Genomic DNA, 18328 nt, shown 5'->3' with positions numbered 1-18328 from the left:
GGCTAATCCTTTGCAAACAGTTGAAACAAAATCGCCGACAGCATTGAAAAGAGTCCTGGTTATTTTAATATCACTGCTAGCAGTAGCGGTACTGTCGATCGCTACTTTTATCGCTATACCCGGAGAAAAAACCATGTTTGCTGGAACCAGACCTGCCAATATCGGGATTGTGTCAGGAAAACTCGCAGCGTGTCCGAGTTCCCCCAACTGCGTCAGCAGCTTCAGTCAAGATGCCGAACACAAAATTGAGCCTTTGGCATACACTTCGTCCCAGAGTGAAGCGATGGCAAAGCTCAAAGGGGCGATCGACTCCTATGGAAAAACTAAAATTATCACGGCAACTGATAATTACCTCTATGCCGAGTTCACCAGTGCTTTGATGGGGTTTGTTGATGACGTTGAATTTTTGGTAGATGATGCAGCAAAAGTCATCCATGTGCGATCGGCTTCGCGTCTGGGAGAGTCGGATTTGGGAGTTAACCGCAAACGGATAGAAGCTATCAGAACTCAATTCAATCAACTCTGAACTGAAAATTTCTAGCTTTCCGCAAGCCCCTCTCCTGCAGGGCGGTTTGATTATCCGTAGGGGCAAACCCCCCGTGGTTGCCCCGATATTTGAAACACGGATTCCCTCGTCTGTGGAGGGGGTAGGCACGGGGGCGCTACCCCTACAAAACGATGATTTCCCTTCATCCGTGGAGGGGGTAGGCACGGGGGCGCTACCCCTACAAAACGATGATTTCCCTTCATCCGTGGAGGGGGTAGGCACGGGGGCGCTACCCCTACAAAACGATGATTTCCCTGAGAATAAAACAGCTCTGCCCTCTCCTGCAAGATGAGGGGCTTTGATATTTGGGTCTTACTATGTAATGTTGATTTTTAACCACCTACTTAACAATTATTAACAGTAGGCACACCGCAAAGGAAAAGGAGTATCCAGCAGGGGGAGTAGGACACAGCAATGCCGTGTCCCTACGGTTGGCTTTGAGTTTTAATACTTGTTATAAGATTGACGATTGTATAGTTTTACAATATTTAAAATAGCTGAGGGCGCTAGCACAGAAAAAGAGATGCCGTAGTATTCCTATAGTATTAAACACCCTAAATTTTACACTTCTGACTTTAGGGAGAGGGAACTGAACGAATTAATTTCTACTATTAATTTAAGTAGAGCAAAGAGGAAAAAACACATGGCCCTTCAAAAATTAGCAGAATTTTATCCGAATTATCAGGAAGAAATCTTTGCGGGAGACGACATCAAGGGATTTGATGTTTACGCTGGCGACTCTGATGAAAAAGTAGGCACCGTTTATGATGCTTTGGTTGATGACACTGGCCGTTTCCGCTATCTGGTAATTGACACCGGTATTTGGATTTTTGGCAAAAAAGTATTGTTGCCAATCGGTTCGGCTCGCTTCGACTACGGAGCCCATCGGGTCTACGCAACAGGCCTTCGCAGCAAAGCTCAAGCAGAACAATTGCCGGCTTACAATGATTTAGAAGCAGTAGATTACGATCGCGAAGAACAGGTAAGAGGCGTCTACCGCAATCAAGGAACTGCCGCTGCAAGCACTGCCACTCCTGCTAGCTACGATCGCGGCAGCTACAGCTACGATATCGACCGCCCCCTCTACGAAACCAACGAACAGCAGCACCAAAATCTCAAGCTTTATGAAGAACGCTTGATTGCCAACAAACACCGCGCAAAAACAGGCGAAGTAGCAGTTGGCAAGCGCGTGGAAACTGAAACAGCGCGAGCTTCAGTACCCATTGAAAAAGAACGAGTTGTAATCGATCGAGTAACCCCGGTAGAAGCGGGTCGAGTAGTTTCAGTCGGTGAGGCTGACTTCCAATCAGGGGAAGTTGCACGCATGGAAGTCTACGAAGAAACGGCCGACATTCACAAGGAAGCTTTCGTCCGGGAAGAAGTCAACGTCAGAAAAGAAGTTGTTCGCAGCACGGTTGAGGGCGAAGAAACCTTGCGTCGTGAAGAATTAGACGTTAAGACTGATGGAACTGCGGTTGTAGATAATAAAAATCCAAAGATATAAACCAACCGCAACAGGTATTGCATAGGAATTGCGCCTTAATGACATAATTCTGTCACCGCGCAGGTTTGATTGAATTGGTAGCGATCGCGCAATTCCTATGTGAGGGGCGGGGGGGTACAAAACTTGTCTAGTTTTGGCAAGGTTTATGCACTTTCCCCGCCTTTACCAATTTCCCCTTACCAATTCATAATAAAAATCCCTAAGCAGGAAAGTTTAAAAAATGAACGGTCAAGCATCAGCAGAAAAGATAGCAACTGCCAAATCAATAACCCGTCTCAACCGGGTGCCTGAAAAGGTCAGAACTAAGCTAAAAAGTTTTACCGTCAAAGACAACCAAGGTCACTTAGTAGGCAAAGTTAAAGATGTCTATTTTGATGCTAACGGTCAGTTAAACTTTGTGGTTGCCGGGCTAGGTAGCGACAATCCCCGCATTTTTTTATTAAGTGTTAAGCTGCTCAAAAAAGTCGATTATCACCAAAAAGCGCTGTTTGTAACTATTAATTCGGAGCAAGTCGATCTGCTCCCGGTAGTTTCGGCAAATGGCGGGCATCCGTATTTAGAAAATGCCTCTGAACCGGATAGTGAATTTAGCAACAGTGAGTCAACAAATCCCTCAAAAGTTATGTCAAATCTAACAGATGCCGATCTCACAAATGCAGATTTGGAGACAGATCAGGATGAGGAAAACTTCGATATTGTCGATCAAGAAGTAATTCGCCTGCTAGAAGAACGATTGGTGATCAATCGCAGCAAGCGCAAAGTCGGCGAAGTCATAGTGCGTAAAGAAATTGAAACTCGGATGGTACAAGTACCCATCCAGTGGGAAAAGCTGATTGTCGAACAAGTCGGCGACGATCCGAAGGTGTTGGCAGAAATAGATTTAGGCCAGGGAAACATCACCGGTATAGATTTGACCGAGATTAAGACCGATCGCCAAGAACCGACAGTTAAGGCGGAATTTACCTCTGTGCAGAAAGCTAGCAAAATCTTAAATTCGATCGCCTCTCAACCCCGTCACGGTTGCGTCAAAGTCCGCCTAGAACTCGTTCTGGAAGACAAGCAACTTGAGGATACTTACCAAAAATGGATGACGGAACACCACTCAGAGAGTTAAAATATTCGTCCTTTTCCGTGTAGATTTTAGCTATTAGCGAGAAACTTAAATCTAACAGGGGACTGTGGCGACTCGTGCTGGGGAGAAAGTTCACCGCCATCTACTAAGATCGTGTTCGGTAAATTAACCGTAATTTTGGTAGGGGCGGGTTCACCAATATCTATAATATAAGCCGGAGATGCGTAAACCCGCCCCGACCGGGATATTTAAATTTTTAGCGATCGACCTCTAGACAAAATTGTACCGACTTGCGGTAAAATTGTGGTGGTCAAATTTAAAAGTATTTGAAAATGCCCAGCACAATCTCCGACATTAAAGTAAAAACGATCGCAGGCGAAGACAAGCAGCTAGGAGAGTACGCTGGCCAGGTACTCTTGATAGTTAATGTAGCTTCCAAATGTGGCTATACACCTCAATACAAAGGACTCGAAGAATTAAGCAAGAAGTACAGCGCGGCTGGACTCCGTGTTTTAGGATTTCCCTGCAACGACTTCGGAGGTCAAGAACCCGGAAGTAATCCAGAAATCGTCAATTTCTGTACTACCAAATACGGCGTCACCTTTGAATTATTTGACAAAGTACGCGCTAAAGGCACTCAGCAGCACCCGCTATACGCTAAGCTTACGAGTGCAGTCGATCCCAAGGGTGAGGTTGCGTGGAATTTTGAGAAATTCTTAGTTAGCAAACAGGGTGAAGTGGTTGCCAGATTCCGCAGCAGTGTTGGCCCCGATTCACCAGAACTAATCGCTGCTATCGATCGAGAATTGGCTAAATAAAAAGTTCGGCAACTAAGCAGTGTACAGGATTTAACGGATTTAACGGATGGATGTTTAGGGAAGAGGGAAGAAATTAATAGGCTTTTTTTCTAATAAGTTGAAAGCTATTTTTTTTCTGCTCTTCCCCATTGTTTGCAAGCACTCAACCCTGAACGAATACCGATGATTGTATTTAATTGGAGAACGGTTTAATTTAATGGAAAATACATCGGGATTAGATTTAGTGGTAGGTTTACTTGCCTTCGCAATTCTGGCAGGTGGTCTGGCCATGCTATTTGTAGGCATGGCATCGTTTCCTAAAGAAAAATAACAATAGTAGGACTTACTCAGGAATGGAATTAAATAACTTCCACAAGTTTGTGGGATGGGCGTCCCGCCCGTCCTTTTTGGACGGGCGAGACGCCCATCCCACAATAACAATTAAAATTGTAAGTTATTTAATTCGCGATCCTCACAATTGTTGAGAAACCGGGTTTTTTTACGAAAAGAGACGTTGTAGACCGCACCCAAGGTAAAAAACCCGGTTTCGGGGCCCCGATGAAGTCCTGACTACCAACTTAAAATGCTTATTTTACAGGACACCATCTGAATAAATCAAACTGCTTTCAATTTTAACATTCGCAATTGACAATCATGCAAACTACCGAAAACAACGTCAAAATTGCCCTCGCGCCGGGGAATTTGCGCCGCGTTCATCATATCGCTTTAAACGTGCGCGATATGACAGCTTCCCGCCACTTCTACGGTACAATTCTCGGCCTGCACGAACTAACAGGTGCAGAAATTCCCGCAACTTTAACAGAAATGGTAGCCGCTGGTAAAGTCGCTAATTTCGTTACCCCAGACGGCACTGTTATTGACTTATTTTGGCAGCCCGACTTGGAACCGCCAAACCCAGACCCGGAGAAAGCTTTTACCCGCGCCAACCACTTAGCCTTCGATATCGAGCCGGATTTGTTCGATCGCGCTCTGGAAGTGCTAAAGTCAAATCAAATTGCGATCGATAGCGGCCCCGTCACTCGCGCTACAGGACGCGGCATTTACTTTTACGATCCCGATGGATTTATCATCGAAATCCGTTGTGATGCCGTTTAAACACTCGCTATCGGGTTCTCCGTAGTCCGTGTGCACCCTACATTTACTCTTTTGAGCGCGGTGTTCCGTAAACATCCTATAGCAATCCTAAATCATTTGTAAAAATATGTAGGGGTAGTGCTACCCCTACTCCCCGTGCCTACCCCAGTCAAGGCGGGGCAACCGGGCGTGGGTTTTGCCCCTACAAGAATTACACGAATCATTTAGGAGTGCTATACCTTTAGAGTTGTTTTATTTTCCGTCTTGGCTAATAGGTTGCTTCGGCCAAGTAAACCGAAAAGTTGCTCCCTCACCTTCAGCAGATTCTAGGGAAATACTGCCCCCTTGACCTTCCACAATTTTTTTCACCAGCGACAAACCTATCCCAGTATTTTCAACTTTATCGCGAGCTTCCAAGGTCTGAAAAATCACAAAAACTTTATCGTGATATTGAGGAGCAATCCCCGGCCCGTCATCCTCTACAGAAAACTCGTAAAAATCATCTAACTCTTTAACCGATATTTTTACATGACCAGATTCAGCTCGGTTGTGCTTAATTGCGTTGCTAATTAAATTAGAAAAAACCTGCTGCAACAGCAATCTTTCTGTCACAAAAGTTGGCATTCCCGGTTCAACTTTCACCTCAAATCCCGACGGCGGCGCCAAAGAATCAATAATTTCTGCTAATAAATTATCAACTTTTACCCTTTCTAAAGCTACTTTAATGCGTCCGACACGGGAATATTGCAGCAGTCCTTCAATCAAAGCTTCCATTCTGTGAACTCTGCCGCGCAGCAGGTTCATTTGGTGCAGAGTATCCTCTGTCATTGACTCGCTGAGGTCTTCTTCTATCCAACTGCTGAGATTTGCGATCGCCCTGAGCGGCGCTTTCAAATCGTGAGAAACTACATAAGCAAACTGGTCTAATTCTTGATTCCGCTTTTTCAAAACATTCGTCGTTTGAGCCAGATTTTGCGCCGTCAACCTCAATTCTTGAGCGCGCAACCGCAGCGATTCCTCAGCTTGTTTGCGTTCCCTAATATCTTCTACCACACTCATCAGAAATTGAGTGCCATTTTGTTCTCGCAGGAGCGAAACCGTCAAGTTTGCCCACACCAACTCTCCGTCTTTGCGGATGTAGCGCTTTTCCAGAGAGAAATTTTCAATTTCTCCTGCTAACAATTGGCGCAAAAGTTCCAGTTCGCTTGCCAAATCTGCCGGCAAAGTAATATCCTGAAATCTTTTCTCCACCAATTCTTGCCGGCTGTAGCCCAAAATTTCGCAAAGTTTTTGATTGACTAACAGAAACTTGCCTTCCACAGTCGCTTGAACCATGCCGACTGCCGCCTGCTCAAAAGTAGCGCGAAACCGCTGCGCGCTTTGGGCTAAAGCAATTTCTGAGCGTTTGCGATCGCTAATATCGTTGCTGATTTCCAAAATAGCAACCGGTTGATCTTGATCGTCGTACTGCAAAGTCCACCGGCTGGCCACCGTTATTTTGGTGCCGTCTTTCTTGGTTCGCACCAGTTCTCCTTGCCAAGAACCCTTCTCGAAAAATACTTTTTGAATTACCTCAAAAGGTTGGGCCCATTCTGTTTGTAGAAGCTGGTGAATATTTTTTCCCATTGCTTGCGACTTCCGCCACCCGTAGAGCCACTTTGCCCCCAAATTCCAATAAGAAATTGCCCCATTCAAGTCTAGTACCGCGATCGTATCGTTGGCCAAATCCAGCATTTGCGCTTGCTTTCGCAGAGTTTCCTCGGCTTTTTTCCGTCCTCTGGCATCGCGGCAAATCGCAATAAACAAGTGTTGATTTGCCAGACGCATTTCGCTGACAGACAACTCCATCGGAAACTTCGTTCCGTCGTGTCGCATTCCAACTGTTTCTTGCTGGTAAGTCTTCAGCGTAGTATCGGGATGTAACACAAAATATTCGATCGAATAATCCCCCACACTGCTGTGCGGCAGCGGTTGAGCGATCAGCCGCCGCAGGTTAGATCCCCTTATTCTATCGGCTTTCTGACCAAAAATGTTTTCTGCTGCCCTATTAAAAGACTCAATATTTCCCTGTGCATCCAAAGTAATAATACCGTCAGCCGCATTGTCTACCACAGCTTGAATGCGACTTTTACTTTCTTCCAAGCCAGCTTCCCGCTTCATCAATTCCTTCTCTAAACTATCAAATAAATACCAGGAAGCCCCTGCACCCAAACAGCCGGAAAGTAAACCCGCAACTTGCACAAAATTAATGAAATCTACCAACTCCCCTAATTGCCGATCTAGACTTTTCTGGTAGGCTTCGCCGGCATTAGCAAACACATTAATTTTTGCGCGCAGGTTCTCCCTCCTCAATTTGCCTTGAGTGAACACCTCAATTATTTCCGGCGACTGCATCCTTATTTCCGAACTGTCCAGCTTATTCAAAGTGTTTTGCAAGAAATTTATATGCTGTTCGGTACTTTTTTTAATTTCTTCAAATCGCTGAGCTTGCAGTTTGTTTTCTTGAACCATAACCTTGAGTTTAGCCAGCAGCGGAGGCAAACTCTTCTTTGCTTCTAAGTAGGGTGATAGAAATTCGCGGCGCTTTGTCAACCCATAACCCCTAACGCTCGTTTCCGCATCCACCACCAGGGTGATCATGCGGTTAGTTTCCTGAAGTAATGCCCTATTAGTATCCGATCGCTTTCTTATCTGTATGGCACTATCCCGGAGGCCGGCAATTGCTAGCAGCGAAGCAAACAGAAAAATCAAGGGAATAGCAATGATGACTGTTCCCCGCTGGCGAATTGGTCGGTCTGTCCATACAAAGTGGAGGCAGCGATCGAGCAAATACTTCACGAATATTGAATGAGAAACTTTGCTGCCAGTATATCGCTTTTTGGCAGTTTAGGCTATGGATAAGTTTGTTTTTTTATGGGGCGATCGTGGGGGACTAACCGTGGAAACTAGATTAGACCCCTGCGATAGCTACCTGCTGACACTAACAGCAGATTTTTTGGCACGGTGTTTAAACGGAGGCAAGGAGAAAGAAAGGACTTTTTTCGACACCGAGACAGCAGGCGAAGCAGAAAGGATCGTTTCTGCTTTACCTTCGTTTTCGGCTTCGGCTTCTGCTTTTAAACTAGAGTCTGTTTCGCAAGGGTTCTGAACAGTTGTAACTACAGTAGTCCACCTGCCTGTCGCCGGATCGCGATAACAAGTAAAAGGATTTATTTTTAGCGGTTGACTGCAAGGTTTAATCATGTAGATGCACTCCTTTGATTCTGAGAAATTCTGCATTGCTTTCAGCAGCAATGCTATATAGCCAGTAGAAACAGTATGAAGGCAAAAAGCAGAATTGTGTTTCTGCGTCCAGAGACTTTTGAAACTTCCTGATTTCCTGTTAAATTTTGCCTTCTACTGGTTCGCGACCATAGCATTACTTTTACCAAATTGGCTTTCTGGAAGCAACCCCCCACCCCTTTAATTAGATTGAGGTGGGATTTGTAAATGCAGCGAGGCGCCCGATCGGGCCTGCAGGACAATTTTGAGATAATATAGGTATTCTAGGCTGAAAAACAATGCTAGTGTGTGATCGACAACAGAGGTCGATCGCGATCGGTGTCACAATTAAAAAGGGAATGGGTAATTGGTAATTGGTAATTGGTAATGGAGGAATTGGTAATCGGGGAATTATTCCATCTTTTGCCATCCGTTAAATCCCTTAAATCCGCTACATAATTACTGGCAAAACCCCCACCCGTTAAATCCCTTAAATCCCCTACATTGCTAGGGAGCCGCTCATATTTGTAAAAACACTTCTTCTGGCTCCTGACTTCTTCCTTCAGGCTCTTTTCTCCTGACTCCTGACTCCTAACTCCTATTTTGGGCTTGGCTGCTTTCATTGAGATGCTCCCCATTGCTAGTTGCCCAACTTGCTTCTAACTAATATCAACTTTTGCCTTTAAATGAACAGTAAAAGTAGAGCCAACACCCAACTCACTCTCAACAGTGATATCGCCGCCCATCATCTGGCAAAACAAGCGACTAATGGCCAATCCTAAACCAGTGCCGCCGTACTTGCGAGTAGTCGAAGCGTCCCCTTGAATAAAAGGTTGAAACAAACCCTGCTGCTGTTCTGCCGACATTCCAATCCCCGTATCAGATACCTGCAAATAAACCCAATCGCTGTCACCTGCTGGTTCGCGAGTCGCGCTTAACAGCACCGTTCCACCTTCGGTAAACTTCAGGGCATTCGAGAGCAAATTGAACAGAATTTGCCGGACTTTAGTCAAATCTGCATACATCACTCCCAAAGTCTCAGAGCAAGAAACTTGCAATTGATTGTGATTTTTTTCGACCAAAGGGTGCAAAGTTGCAACGACTTCTTCTATTAAATTACAGAGGTCAAATTTTTCTAAATAAAGCTCCATGCGACCGGCTTCTATCTTAGAAAGGTCGAGAATATCGTTAATTAAAGTCAGCAAGTGTTTGCCGGCGCTATAAATTTTTTGGGTATCGGGAATGATCTCTTCGAGTCCCGATTCCCGTGCTTCTTCTTGTAGCATTTCGCTGTAACCGATAATCGCGTTGAGCGGTGTCCGCAGCTCGTGGCTCATATTGGCTAAAAAAGTGCTTTTAGCTCTCGAAGCTGCTTCAGCTTTGTGTAAGGCTTCTTGCAAGGCTATTTCGGCTCTTTTGCGCTCGGCAATTTCGATGCGGAGCAGTTTATTGGCGGTGGTGAGTTGAGCGGTGCGCTGATCGACGGTCATTTCTAGCTGCGCTTTGGCTTTGGAGAGGGCTTCCTGAGCCCGCTGGCGCTCAAATCCTTCGATCGCCAGCGCTACCAAATTTGCCAAAGAATCGGCGAAGGTGCGTTCCTCCAGAGCCCATTGGCGGGGGGCACCGATATGTTCGAGAGAGAGGATGCCCACGATCTGCCCACCGAGCCTAATTGCTACATTTAATATGGATGAATTGGGCTTGCTGGCATTTGGCAGCACAGCGGAATGTTCGGCTAGCGAAGATGCGTGGGACAAATTTGTTTGTAGAGATTTTTGAGTCTGTGTCGTAGGTTCTAAACCATTCTCCGATCGCAAATTTTCGCCCGGTGCGTCGCCTTCAACATCTAAAATTGATAAATTTAAATCGCTTGCCGATATGGACTCCCGGCTCAAATGATTCTCCTGGGTGCGATCGTACAAGTCGAGACAAACTAATTTGAGGTTGGGCATTTTAAACTTAGAATGATTAACCCCCTCGTGTTGCTCTGAGGCCGTGGCCTCTGTATCGAGTGCCTCTGTTTGGTTGTGGGCGAGCACTCTCTCCGTAAAATTTAGCTGGGGATCGCTGGGGTAGCGAGTTCCAAATCTTCCGTGGTTGTAAAGCCAGACGCTGACTTTTTCCACATCCAAAGTGCGGGCAGCAGCCTCGGTAATTTCGCGAATTCCCACATTCAGCGCACCGCTGTTGAGAGTCCTCTGCCTACCTAGCTGCAACAAAGCCAAACTCTGGCGGCGGAGCCGCTTTTCGCTCTCTTGGAGGGTTTGTTCTGCTTCCTTGCGCTGGGTGAGGTCGTACAAGGCGCACAATGCTGTCGGCTCGCCGTTAAACACCAGCGACTGAACCGAGATCATCGCCCAGAAAGCTGTGCCGTCTGATTTTTTGCAGTGGATTTCGTAGTTTTGGAGGTATCCCTCTTTAGCAAGTGCCTCAAGTACCTTTGGGCGATCGGCGGGGTTGAAGTAAAAGTCGGGAGTGCTGCAGCCGATCAATTTTTCTAGGGGTATGTTCAGCAGAGAAGCCAATTGAGCGTTCGCATACAGAATTAAGCCGTCACAGAGGCGAGAAACTAATATGGGCACGGGAGTTGCCGAGGCGATCGCCCGAAACTGCTCTTCGCTTGAACGCAGCGCCAACTGAGCTTTGCTCAGCAAGTGAGCTTCCATCGTATCTGAATGTTCGGTGGTAGTCTCCAGCAAAATTTCTAGGTCAACCTTTTCGCGCTTCAAGTTTTCAAGTTCCGCACTCAGCCGCTGAACGTCGAAAAGTAGCTGTTCTGTCGATGGTTCTTCCTGCATAGCAATTGAAAATTGGTAATTTTTAGTCGGTTCTGAAGTTTTTTAGGGTTTTGTGCTTGTTTAACTATGACTTATTCCGATTAACTTCAGCCACCCTGATCCTGGTTCGCGGACTTAGCCGGGGATTCCTGTCTACCTTTTTCGCTATTATTCCAATATTATTCCAATTCTAAGTGCAAGGAAGGCATCAGCCGCTGCAAGTTTTTCAGGGATTTTATCTGCCAGGGGATCTGTTTAGAACCTTTGATGGCCATTTGAATATTTTTTTGCTGGCGCACTTTGATCACAAATTTTGAGACAATATTAATTCCAGAACTATTTAAAAATTCTAGCTTTCGCAGGTCTAGAGTCACCGTGTTTGGGCAGGAGTCGGCCACTTCGTTGAGCAGATCGACGATCGGTGCGTATTCTTCCACCTGGCTGAGTCGGAACGAGCCGCTACAGGTGACTGTTTGCGTAGCGCGATCGTACTGGATCGTGTAATCTTTGGTCTGAATCTCCATACTTTTGTCAGTTGCCGATTTTGAGTGGTAAAGGGGCTTTGGCTGCGTGAGCGAGGATTGAGCTTCAGGCTAGCACGATCAAAATTTACCCGTTTGCCGAATGCCGAAGGCCTTTGCGCGTGTAACTTTTATTACATATACTGCCAACTGTAGCATTGCCCCTGGGCAGTTAGGAGTTATTTTAGGATTTAGCGGTTGTGATACGAGTTGGCAAAAATAATGCAACTGTTGACTAGCTCCCAACCCTGGTAGTCATAAGTCATTGCCAATCTAACATCTCAAATCTCAAATCTCAAATTGTATGAGTTGTGGGGGTTGACGAGACCAACTTGGGCTGAAGTTCCGACCTATCAATTCGATTTTTTTCTCAATTTAGTATTGACAAAATTCCAAAAATGTGAGACATATTTCACATCGGACACAGAAGTGAAGGGGAGAATATTTAATGGCAATTTCAGGAATTACAGAAAAGCTTTTGGCGGCTAAAAAAGCTAAGGGAATTAGTTTTGCAGATTTGGAAAAAGTTTTGGGGCGCGACGAAGTTTGGATTGCTGCGGTTATTTACCGTCAAGCTACCGCATCAGCAGATGAAGCCGAGAAAATTGTCTCGGCTTTGGGACTAGATAGCGAGACGGCTGCGGTTCTCTGTGAACCTCCGTTAAAAGGTTCTTTGGAGGCCTCGGTTCCGGTTGACCCCCTGATTTATCGTTTCTATGAAATTATGCAGGTTTACGGGATGCCACTCAAAGCAGTGATTCACGAAAAATTTGGTGACGGGATTATGAGCGCGATCGACTTTACTTTGGATGTCGAGAAAGAAGCAGACCCAAAAGGCGATCGAGTGAAAATAATTATGTCGGGAAAATTTTTGGAATACAAAAAATGGTAAGCCCGTGCGGCTTTATTTTTAAGTGAAAATTAAAAATTCAAATTGGCTCCCATGACTCATGACTAATCACTAAAGCCTCAAAAGTGTTAACTTAGAAACAGAGATCGCGAAGCTTGACTCCGCCAAAAAACGGAGACAAGCCCCCGACTTAAGTCGTGCAGAGCCCCAAATTTTAGACCCTAGTTCAGCTCCAAAATTCATCTGTGGAGTAAATCTAAAATCTAAAATCTAAAATCTAAAATCGACTGACTGGCTTGGGTGTCCGATCGGGAAACCCTTCTAGGGCACAGCTAAGGTCACTCCCGCGGCAACTTCCCCAGTCGAAACAAGCAACCGCAACCGTAAATTAAGAGGCAAATATGTCAAAATATGACTCCCATCTCAGATGCTCCTTTTGCGGCAAGTCGCAAGAGTACGTCCGCAAGTTAATAGCTGGGCCCGGCGTCTACATTTGCGATGAATGCGTGGAACTGTGCAATGAAATTTTAGAGGAGGAGTTCTTTGACTCCAGTAAAACAATTGGTCAACAGATTCCCCAGTCAGAGGTGCGAGAGTCTCAGGGACAAGGAACCAGGCGCCCAGGTCGATCGAATAAATCGAAAATCGTTTTAGCTCAAATTCCGAAACCAACAGAGATTAAGCAGCATTTAGACAACCACGTCATCGGCCAGCATTCAGCAAAAAAAGTCCTTTCTGTAGCAGTTTATAACCACTACAAGCGCTTGAGCGTTGACCAAGCTAAAGATAGCGACAAGTCTTCCCCTGACAGCGATGTAGAACTGCAAAAATCCAACATCCTGCTAGTCGGGCCCACAGGTTGTGGCAAAACTTTGTTAGCGCAAAGTTTGGCGCAAATGCTCGAAGTTCCGTTTGCGGTAGCGGATGCGACGACACTGACAGAAGCTGGATATGTCGGCGACGATGTAGAAAATATCTTGCTGCGGCTGTTGCAAATGTCCGATTTTGATGTGGAAGCGGCGCAGCGGGGCATTATTTATATTGATGAAATTGACAAGATTGCTCGCAAAAGCGAAAACACTTCGATCACTAGAGATGTATCGGGAGAAGGAGTGCAGCAAGCGCTGCTAAAAATGTTGGAAGGAACAGTGGTTAATGTTCCCCCGCAAGGCGGCCGCAAACATCCTTACCAAGATTTTATTCAAGTTGACACTAGCAAAATTCTATTTATTTGTGGCGGTGCTTTTGTCGGTTTGGAAAAAATAGTTGAACAGCGTTTGGGTAAAAAATCCTTGGGCTTTATTCAGCCAACGGAAAGCGACAGCAACTCGACTTTGCCGGCGAAAGACAAGCGGGCCGCTGATATTTTGCAGCAGGTACAGCCGGACGATTTAGTCAAGTTTGGTTTGATTCCTGAGTTTGTGGGGCGGATACCGGTGGTGACGGTGATTTCGCCGCTGGATGAAGCAGCTTTGATGCAGATATTGACCGAGCCCCGGAATGCGCTGGTGAAGCAGTATCAAAAGCTGTTGAAGATGGACAGCGTGGAATTGGAATTCCAGCCGGAAGCGCTACGGGCGATCGCCCAGGAGGCCTATCGTCGCAAAACTGGCGCGAGAGCTCTCCGCAGCATTTTAGAAGAGTTAATGCTGGATGTCATGTACGAGTTGCCTTCTCGCAAGGATGTGGCTAACTGTATGATTACTCCTGAAATGGTCGAGAAGCGATCGACTGCTGAATTGCTGTGGCATCCCGCTTGGCACAAACAACACGAAACTGCTTGATTTATTGTCTGTAAGGTGCGCTTCGGCGCACCCTACAAGCTTGGCAAATTTACTTTATGACAGTTAAAAAAATGTCAGTCAATGTAGCTAAAGCCAGTAAAAAATCGAGATTGCCAGTATCCAGTTTGCTGCCGAGGATTGCAATTTACAGCGCGGTTATGGGTGGCCTCATGGCATCATTTTACGATTTCAAACTCAATAAACTTTTCATCTCCAGCGATCCGAAATCCTCAGAAGCAAAACAATATATTAATAGCATCAATAGAGCGCAGCAAGCTTACTATGCAGAGTACGGTAAATTTAGCGATAAAATTACCCAATTGGGTCTAGGAATTAAAGAACAAACCGATGACAATAATTACACGCTTGTCTCCTCAATGGGTCCGGTGCAAACCTGGTACAATCAACGCCAATCGGCACAATTTGAAAGCGCGATCGCGATTGCCAAACCTAATGATATGAGTACCGGGAAATCCTACACTGGCGCAGTGTTTGCTTTTAAAGAAAAGGGCAGCAATATTATAACAACTATTGCTGCAATTTGCGAGAGCGATCGAATTAATGCAAGTTATGCAGAAACTTGGAATCCGCCAACTTTTGACGGCAAAGAAATTCACTGCCAGCCCGGAACAACTATCTTAAGGTAAGACCTTGAAACTATTTTGCGCCACTCTTTCACCGTCTAAGTAAAATTCAAACTTCCAATTGCCAGGTTTGTCATCCTTTTTAAAATTGTACCAGCACCAAGTATTTAATCGATCGCCCGTCGTTTTTAAATAAGATTGACTTTGGGCTGCGAATAGTCCTTGAGGGTTGACAACCTTACAATAACTTTTATATTCTCCTTCTGGCAAGTTAACAGCACTTACAGCAAAATAGACTTTTTTCTTTTGCTTCAAAGACCAAACATCTCTAAGTTTCGTTGATTCTAATTCGTCAGTTAACATTACTTGAGTCTTAGGGTTCAAATTTGCTGAGCTGATTACTGGTTTGAGATCTACTGCTGTTTGAGGTTCGGGAGATTTCCAAAAAAGCGGAATAAAAATAGCAGAAATTGCTGTTAATACTCCGACTGAGATCAATATCGGTTTTAAGTTGTTACGCTGCTGAACTACTTCGAGGGGAATCAAAGCATTTAAGGCCGCATCTGCGGAAGGATAGCGGTGTTTGAAATTAGGTTCCACCATTTTTTGCAGCCAGTCAAGAAATTCTGGAGTTAGCTGCGTCAAGCGATGTTTAAAATTAATCCGCCCGGTATCGTCCATCAAACTGCCAACTTCGGTAGAATTGATGCCGATTAGCAAGCAAATTAGCGTAGCGCCGAGACTGTATAAATCCGATGCAACAGTTAGCTGCCGATTGAACATTTGTTCTGGCGGCATAAAGCCCAAAGTGCCCTTAACAACGCTGCTGGCGGCCACTTCTCCCCCGCCGATTCTAGCAAATCCGAAATCGACAAGGCTGACATTCAGGCGATCGTCCACTAAGATATTCTCCGGTTTTAAATCTCGGTGAATTACTGGCGGAACGCGGTTTTGCAAGTATTTAAGAATTTCTAAAACAGAGATAGCAATTTGCTTGATTTGCTGTGGCGTTAGCTTGCGGAGAGTTGCGAGGGAATTGGCATTTTTGTATTCCTGTACCATGCAGAAACCCGATGCTGTTTGGAAGGAATCTAAATACCGAGGAATGCTGGGGTGATCCAGTTCTCGCAAAATCTGAATTTCTTGTTGGCACGCTTGATATTGAGCCCAATTAGCGCCTGTTTGGGCAAATTGAAATTGTTTGACAGCGACGGAACGTTTGGTATTAATTTCGGTAGCGAGATAGGTAACTCTCCCGCCGGCGCGATTGTGTCCGAGTTCGCGAGTTACTTGATAGCCGTAGTTAGAAAAGTCAGGAAAAGCGTTCATAAATTTGTAAGGTTTGTAGTAAGGACTTCAGTGTTTAAAATTATTGAATAATCCGAACTAAAGTTATTAGTAGGAAGGGTTGATTAGGGTTTAATTAAATATGGCTGGGATTTGCGGTAGGCAGCAATCATTATGTTTCTTTTAAGAACAATCAAGTAAAGTAAAGGAATAGCGGTGACGAGGAGAGGGGCAGTCGCACTTGCTGCTAAAACTAAAACTTTTAAGGGTTCGAGCGATCCCATCTCATTGGCCAACCTTAAGTATAGTTGAAATACGACCCCTAAACTGATGTAAAATCCAGCGGTGAGAAATGAAATTGCTCCAGCATCTTTCTTAAAAAAACCTCTTTTAATCTGTTCGTAAGTTCTGGTCTTAGCTAAGGTATAAACTACCTTGAAAGAACCCAAATTAGTAAGCAAAAGCACAAATATCACTGCCATACTCGTCGGTAAAGAAAAGACCATCAAAAGTCCACAAGCTACAAATGCCAGGATTGTCAAACTCCTACTATTCTCAAAATCACCTGAAGCACCAACTATAGCTGAGATCACAAAACCAACAAGTAAAGCGATGTCTTTACCCGTACTATTACCAAAACCACTACCAAGTGATGAAAAAGTAATCGCTGCCAGTAATATTGCTGTAATTCCTAAAGTGGCTCCTAAGATAGATGGAAACCCATTTACAGTTTTATTTCCTTTTGTATATCGATTCTTTTCTGTTTCTGTATATAGTGTCTTTTCTGCTGCTGCAAAACCCGGAAGTAGCACAGCTATTAAGGTGAAAAACATCCATCGCTCCATCGGGTTGCTTAGCAGCCAACCGACGCAGATAAACACCAACATAAAACTCCCTCTATCTTTAAACAAATATGGCATTTGCTTTGGTTCTGGAAGAGGAGCCGTTTTAACTTGAATCTCAATTTTATGGGTATCTGGATCGGAATTAACGTGGAGTATCATCTGGCGATGATAAATTTTACTTGCTAACAATTTGCTCGTATCTACCGTTATTTTGCACCTAACCTCATTGCCCTCAAATTTCTGCGGTTCAAAGGAGATGCAAGGGTGGTCGTAAGGAGTATGTGGCGGATCGTTCGGGTGCGGTGCTACTTCCCATCGACCTGCTAAAATTGTATCGGGAATAGGGTTGCTAACGGTAACGATTTGTGTTACTTTTTCTCCATATTCTGCGGCGGTGAATTGAATGCGATCGCGCTCAATTCTCACTTTCGGCAAGCTGCTGACATCCAAAGATTTTAGCGCAGTTAAAGCATCCGCAGCCGATGGATATCTGTCTTGCAATCTCGGCGCTACCATCCTCTCCAGCCAATTCATCCAACCCTGCTGCAATGGCGGTACTAAATGCCGGAAATGAATACCATAATTGGCATCAACTAAATTACCGATATCCGCAGATTTCGTACCAGTTAACAAGCAAATCAGCGTTATCCCCAAGCCGTAGAGATCCGAGGCTTTGGTTAATTGTCGGTTGAACATTTGTTCCGGTGGCATGAATCCCATCGTGCCTTTGACAACGCTGCTAGCCGCGATATTTCCACCTCCTAGCCGAGCAAAACCGAAGTCTACTAAATAAACATTGAGTTCGTCATCTATTAACAAGTTTTCCGGCTTGATGTCGCGGTGAATTATCGGCGGTTTCTGAGATTGCAGGTTAACTAAAATCTCTAAAGTTGCGATCGCAATTTGCTTGATATCCGGCGGCGAAAAAGTCCGCGCGACAGCAGATTCGGCATTTTTGTATTCCTGCACCATGCAGAAACCGCTGTCAGTTTGAAAAGAATCGAGATAGCGGGGGATGCCCGGAAAATCCAGTTTTTGCAAAACTTTAATTTCTTGTTCGTAAGCTTCGTATTCTGCCCAGCTAGCACCTAATTGGGCAAATTGAAATTGCTTGAGTACAACTAATTTTTGAGTGTTCGTATTTTTCGCTAAGTATGTAACTCGGCCGCCGAGACTGTTGTGTCCGAGTTCTTTTTCAATCTGATAGCCGTGAGTGGAAAAATCGGGGGAGGCGTTCATATAGTTTGTAGTAATGTTTTTGTGGGAGGGGTTTTATCCTGTCAGCAACAGGCAAGATGCCTGTTCCACAAAGAGTTATTTTTTTGGTGGGGTTTTATCCTGTCAGCAACAGGCAAGATGCCTGTTCCACAAAGAGTTATTTTTTTGGTGGGGTTTTATCCTGTC

At 45.0% G+C, this 18328-nt stretch carries 15 protein-coding genes; 9 read left to right on the top strand and 6 right to left on the bottom strand.

From position 1 onward, the window contains the following. Window positions 1-10: 10 nt before the first annotated feature. From QUB12_RS26605 to QUB12_RS26585, 5 genes are all read left to right on the top strand, one after another. The gene (locus QUB12_RS26605; protein ID WP_333309168.1) at window positions 11-526 is read left to right on the top strand and encodes a DUF1499 domain-containing protein; all 516 of its coding nucleotides are present in this window, start codon (window positions 11-13) and stop codon (window positions 524-526) included. 664 nt (window positions 527-1190) lie between these two features. Further along, window positions 1191-2051: a DUF2382 domain-containing protein gene (locus QUB12_RS26600; RefSeq protein ID WP_333143476.1), complete on the top strand. Its 861-nt coding sequence runs from the start codon at window positions 1191-1193 to the stop codon at window positions 2049-2051. A 220-nt stretch (window positions 2052-2271) separates the two neighbouring features. Further along, window positions 2272-3165, top strand: coding sequence for a DUF2382 domain-containing protein (locus tag QUB12_RS26595; protein ID WP_333143477.1), 894 nt, complete (start codon window positions 2272-2274; stop codon window positions 3163-3165). A 290-nt stretch (window positions 3166-3455) separates the two neighbouring features. Next, complete coding sequence (locus tag QUB12_RS26590; protein WP_333143478.1) at window positions 3456-3941, top strand: glutathione peroxidase; 486 nt, start codon at window positions 3456-3458, stop codon at window positions 3939-3941. Between the two features lie 633 nt (window positions 3942-4574). After that, window positions 4575-5036: a VOC family protein gene (locus tag QUB12_RS26585; protein WP_333105759.1), complete on the top strand. Its 462-nt coding sequence runs from the start codon at window positions 4575-4577 to the stop codon at window positions 5034-5036. A gap of 231 nt (window positions 5037-5267) precedes the next feature. On the opposite strand, the gene QUB12_RS26580 is transcribed toward QUB12_RS26585, so the two are convergent. Then, window positions 5268-7853, bottom strand: a complete 2586-nt coding sequence (locus QUB12_RS26580) for a PAS domain S-box protein (protein ID WP_333143479.1) — start codon at window positions 7851-7853, stop codon at window positions 5268-5270. A gap of 55 nt (window positions 7854-7908) precedes the next feature. Between QUB12_RS26580 and QUB12_RS26575 the strand changes: the two genes are divergently transcribed. Next, window positions 7909-8163 carry a hypothetical protein gene (locus tag QUB12_RS26575; RefSeq protein WP_333300426.1) on the top strand — a complete coding sequence of 85 codons (255 nt, stop codon included), beginning with the start codon at window positions 7909-7911 and terminating at the stop codon, window positions 8161-8163. A gap of 415 nt (window positions 8164-8578) precedes the next feature. Here QUB12_RS26575 and QUB12_RS26570 read toward each other — a convergent pair whose 3' ends face one another. The 3 genes from QUB12_RS26570 to QUB12_RS26560 form a co-directional block, all read right to left on the bottom strand. Continuing rightward, window positions 8579-8899: a hypothetical protein gene (locus tag QUB12_RS26570; RefSeq protein WP_333143481.1), complete on the bottom strand. Its 321-nt coding sequence runs from the start codon at window positions 8897-8899 to the stop codon at window positions 8579-8581. 36 nt (window positions 8900-8935) lie between these two features. Further along, window positions 8936-11074 carry an ATP-binding protein gene (locus QUB12_RS26565; protein WP_333143482.1) on the bottom strand — a complete coding sequence of 713 codons (2139 nt, stop codon included), beginning with the start codon at window positions 11072-11074 and terminating at the stop codon, window positions 8936-8938. Between the two features lie 158 nt (window positions 11075-11232). Continuing rightward, a complete protein-coding gene (locus QUB12_RS26560; RefSeq protein ID WP_333143483.1) occupies window positions 11233-11577 on the bottom strand; it encodes a slr1659 superfamily regulator in 345 nt (114 codons plus the stop codon). Window positions 11578-12022: 445 nt separating this feature from the next. Between QUB12_RS26560 and cynS the strand changes: the two genes are divergently transcribed. The 3 genes from cynS (at window position 12023) to QUB12_RS26545 (ending at window position 14855) form a co-directional block, all read left to right on the top strand. Next, window positions 12023-12466, top strand: a complete 444-nt coding sequence (gene cynS, locus QUB12_RS26555) for a cyanase (protein WP_333143484.1) — start codon at window positions 12023-12025, stop codon at window positions 12464-12466. 359 nt (window positions 12467-12825) lie between these two features. Beyond that, window positions 12826-14208 (top strand): ATP-dependent protease ATP-binding subunit ClpX, encoded by a 1383-nt coding sequence (gene clpX, locus QUB12_RS26550; protein ID WP_333105768.1) that lies wholly within the window; start codon window positions 12826-12828, stop codon window positions 14206-14208. Between the two features lie 56 nt (window positions 14209-14264). Next, on the top strand, window positions 14265-14855 hold the full coding sequence (locus QUB12_RS26545) for a type IV pilin-like G/H family protein (RefSeq protein ID WP_333143485.1): 591 nt from the start codon (window positions 14265-14267) through the stop codon (window positions 14853-14855). Here the strand turns inward: QUB12_RS26545 and QUB12_RS26540 are convergent. Further along, a complete protein-coding gene (locus tag QUB12_RS26540; RefSeq protein ID WP_333309166.1) occupies window positions 14847-16121 on the bottom strand; it encodes a serine/threonine-protein kinase in 1275 nt (424 codons plus the stop codon). The genes QUB12_RS26545 and QUB12_RS26540 overlap by 9 nt on opposite strands. Window positions 16122-16204: 83 nt before the next feature. Then, window positions 16205-18163 carry a serine/threonine-protein kinase gene (locus QUB12_RS26535; RefSeq protein WP_333143487.1) on the bottom strand — a complete coding sequence of 653 codons (1959 nt, stop codon included), beginning with the start codon at window positions 18161-18163 and terminating at the stop codon, window positions 16205-16207. Window positions 18164-18328: the final 165 nt, after the last annotated feature.

This window comes from Microcoleus sp. B7-D4 (assembly GCF_036705125.1).
GTDB lineage: Bacteria > Cyanobacteriota > Cyanobacteriia > Cyanobacteriales > Microcoleaceae > Microcoleus.
The sequence above is the reverse complement of the archived record's forward strand: the minus strand, read 5'-3'. Positions and strand labels throughout refer to the sequence as shown.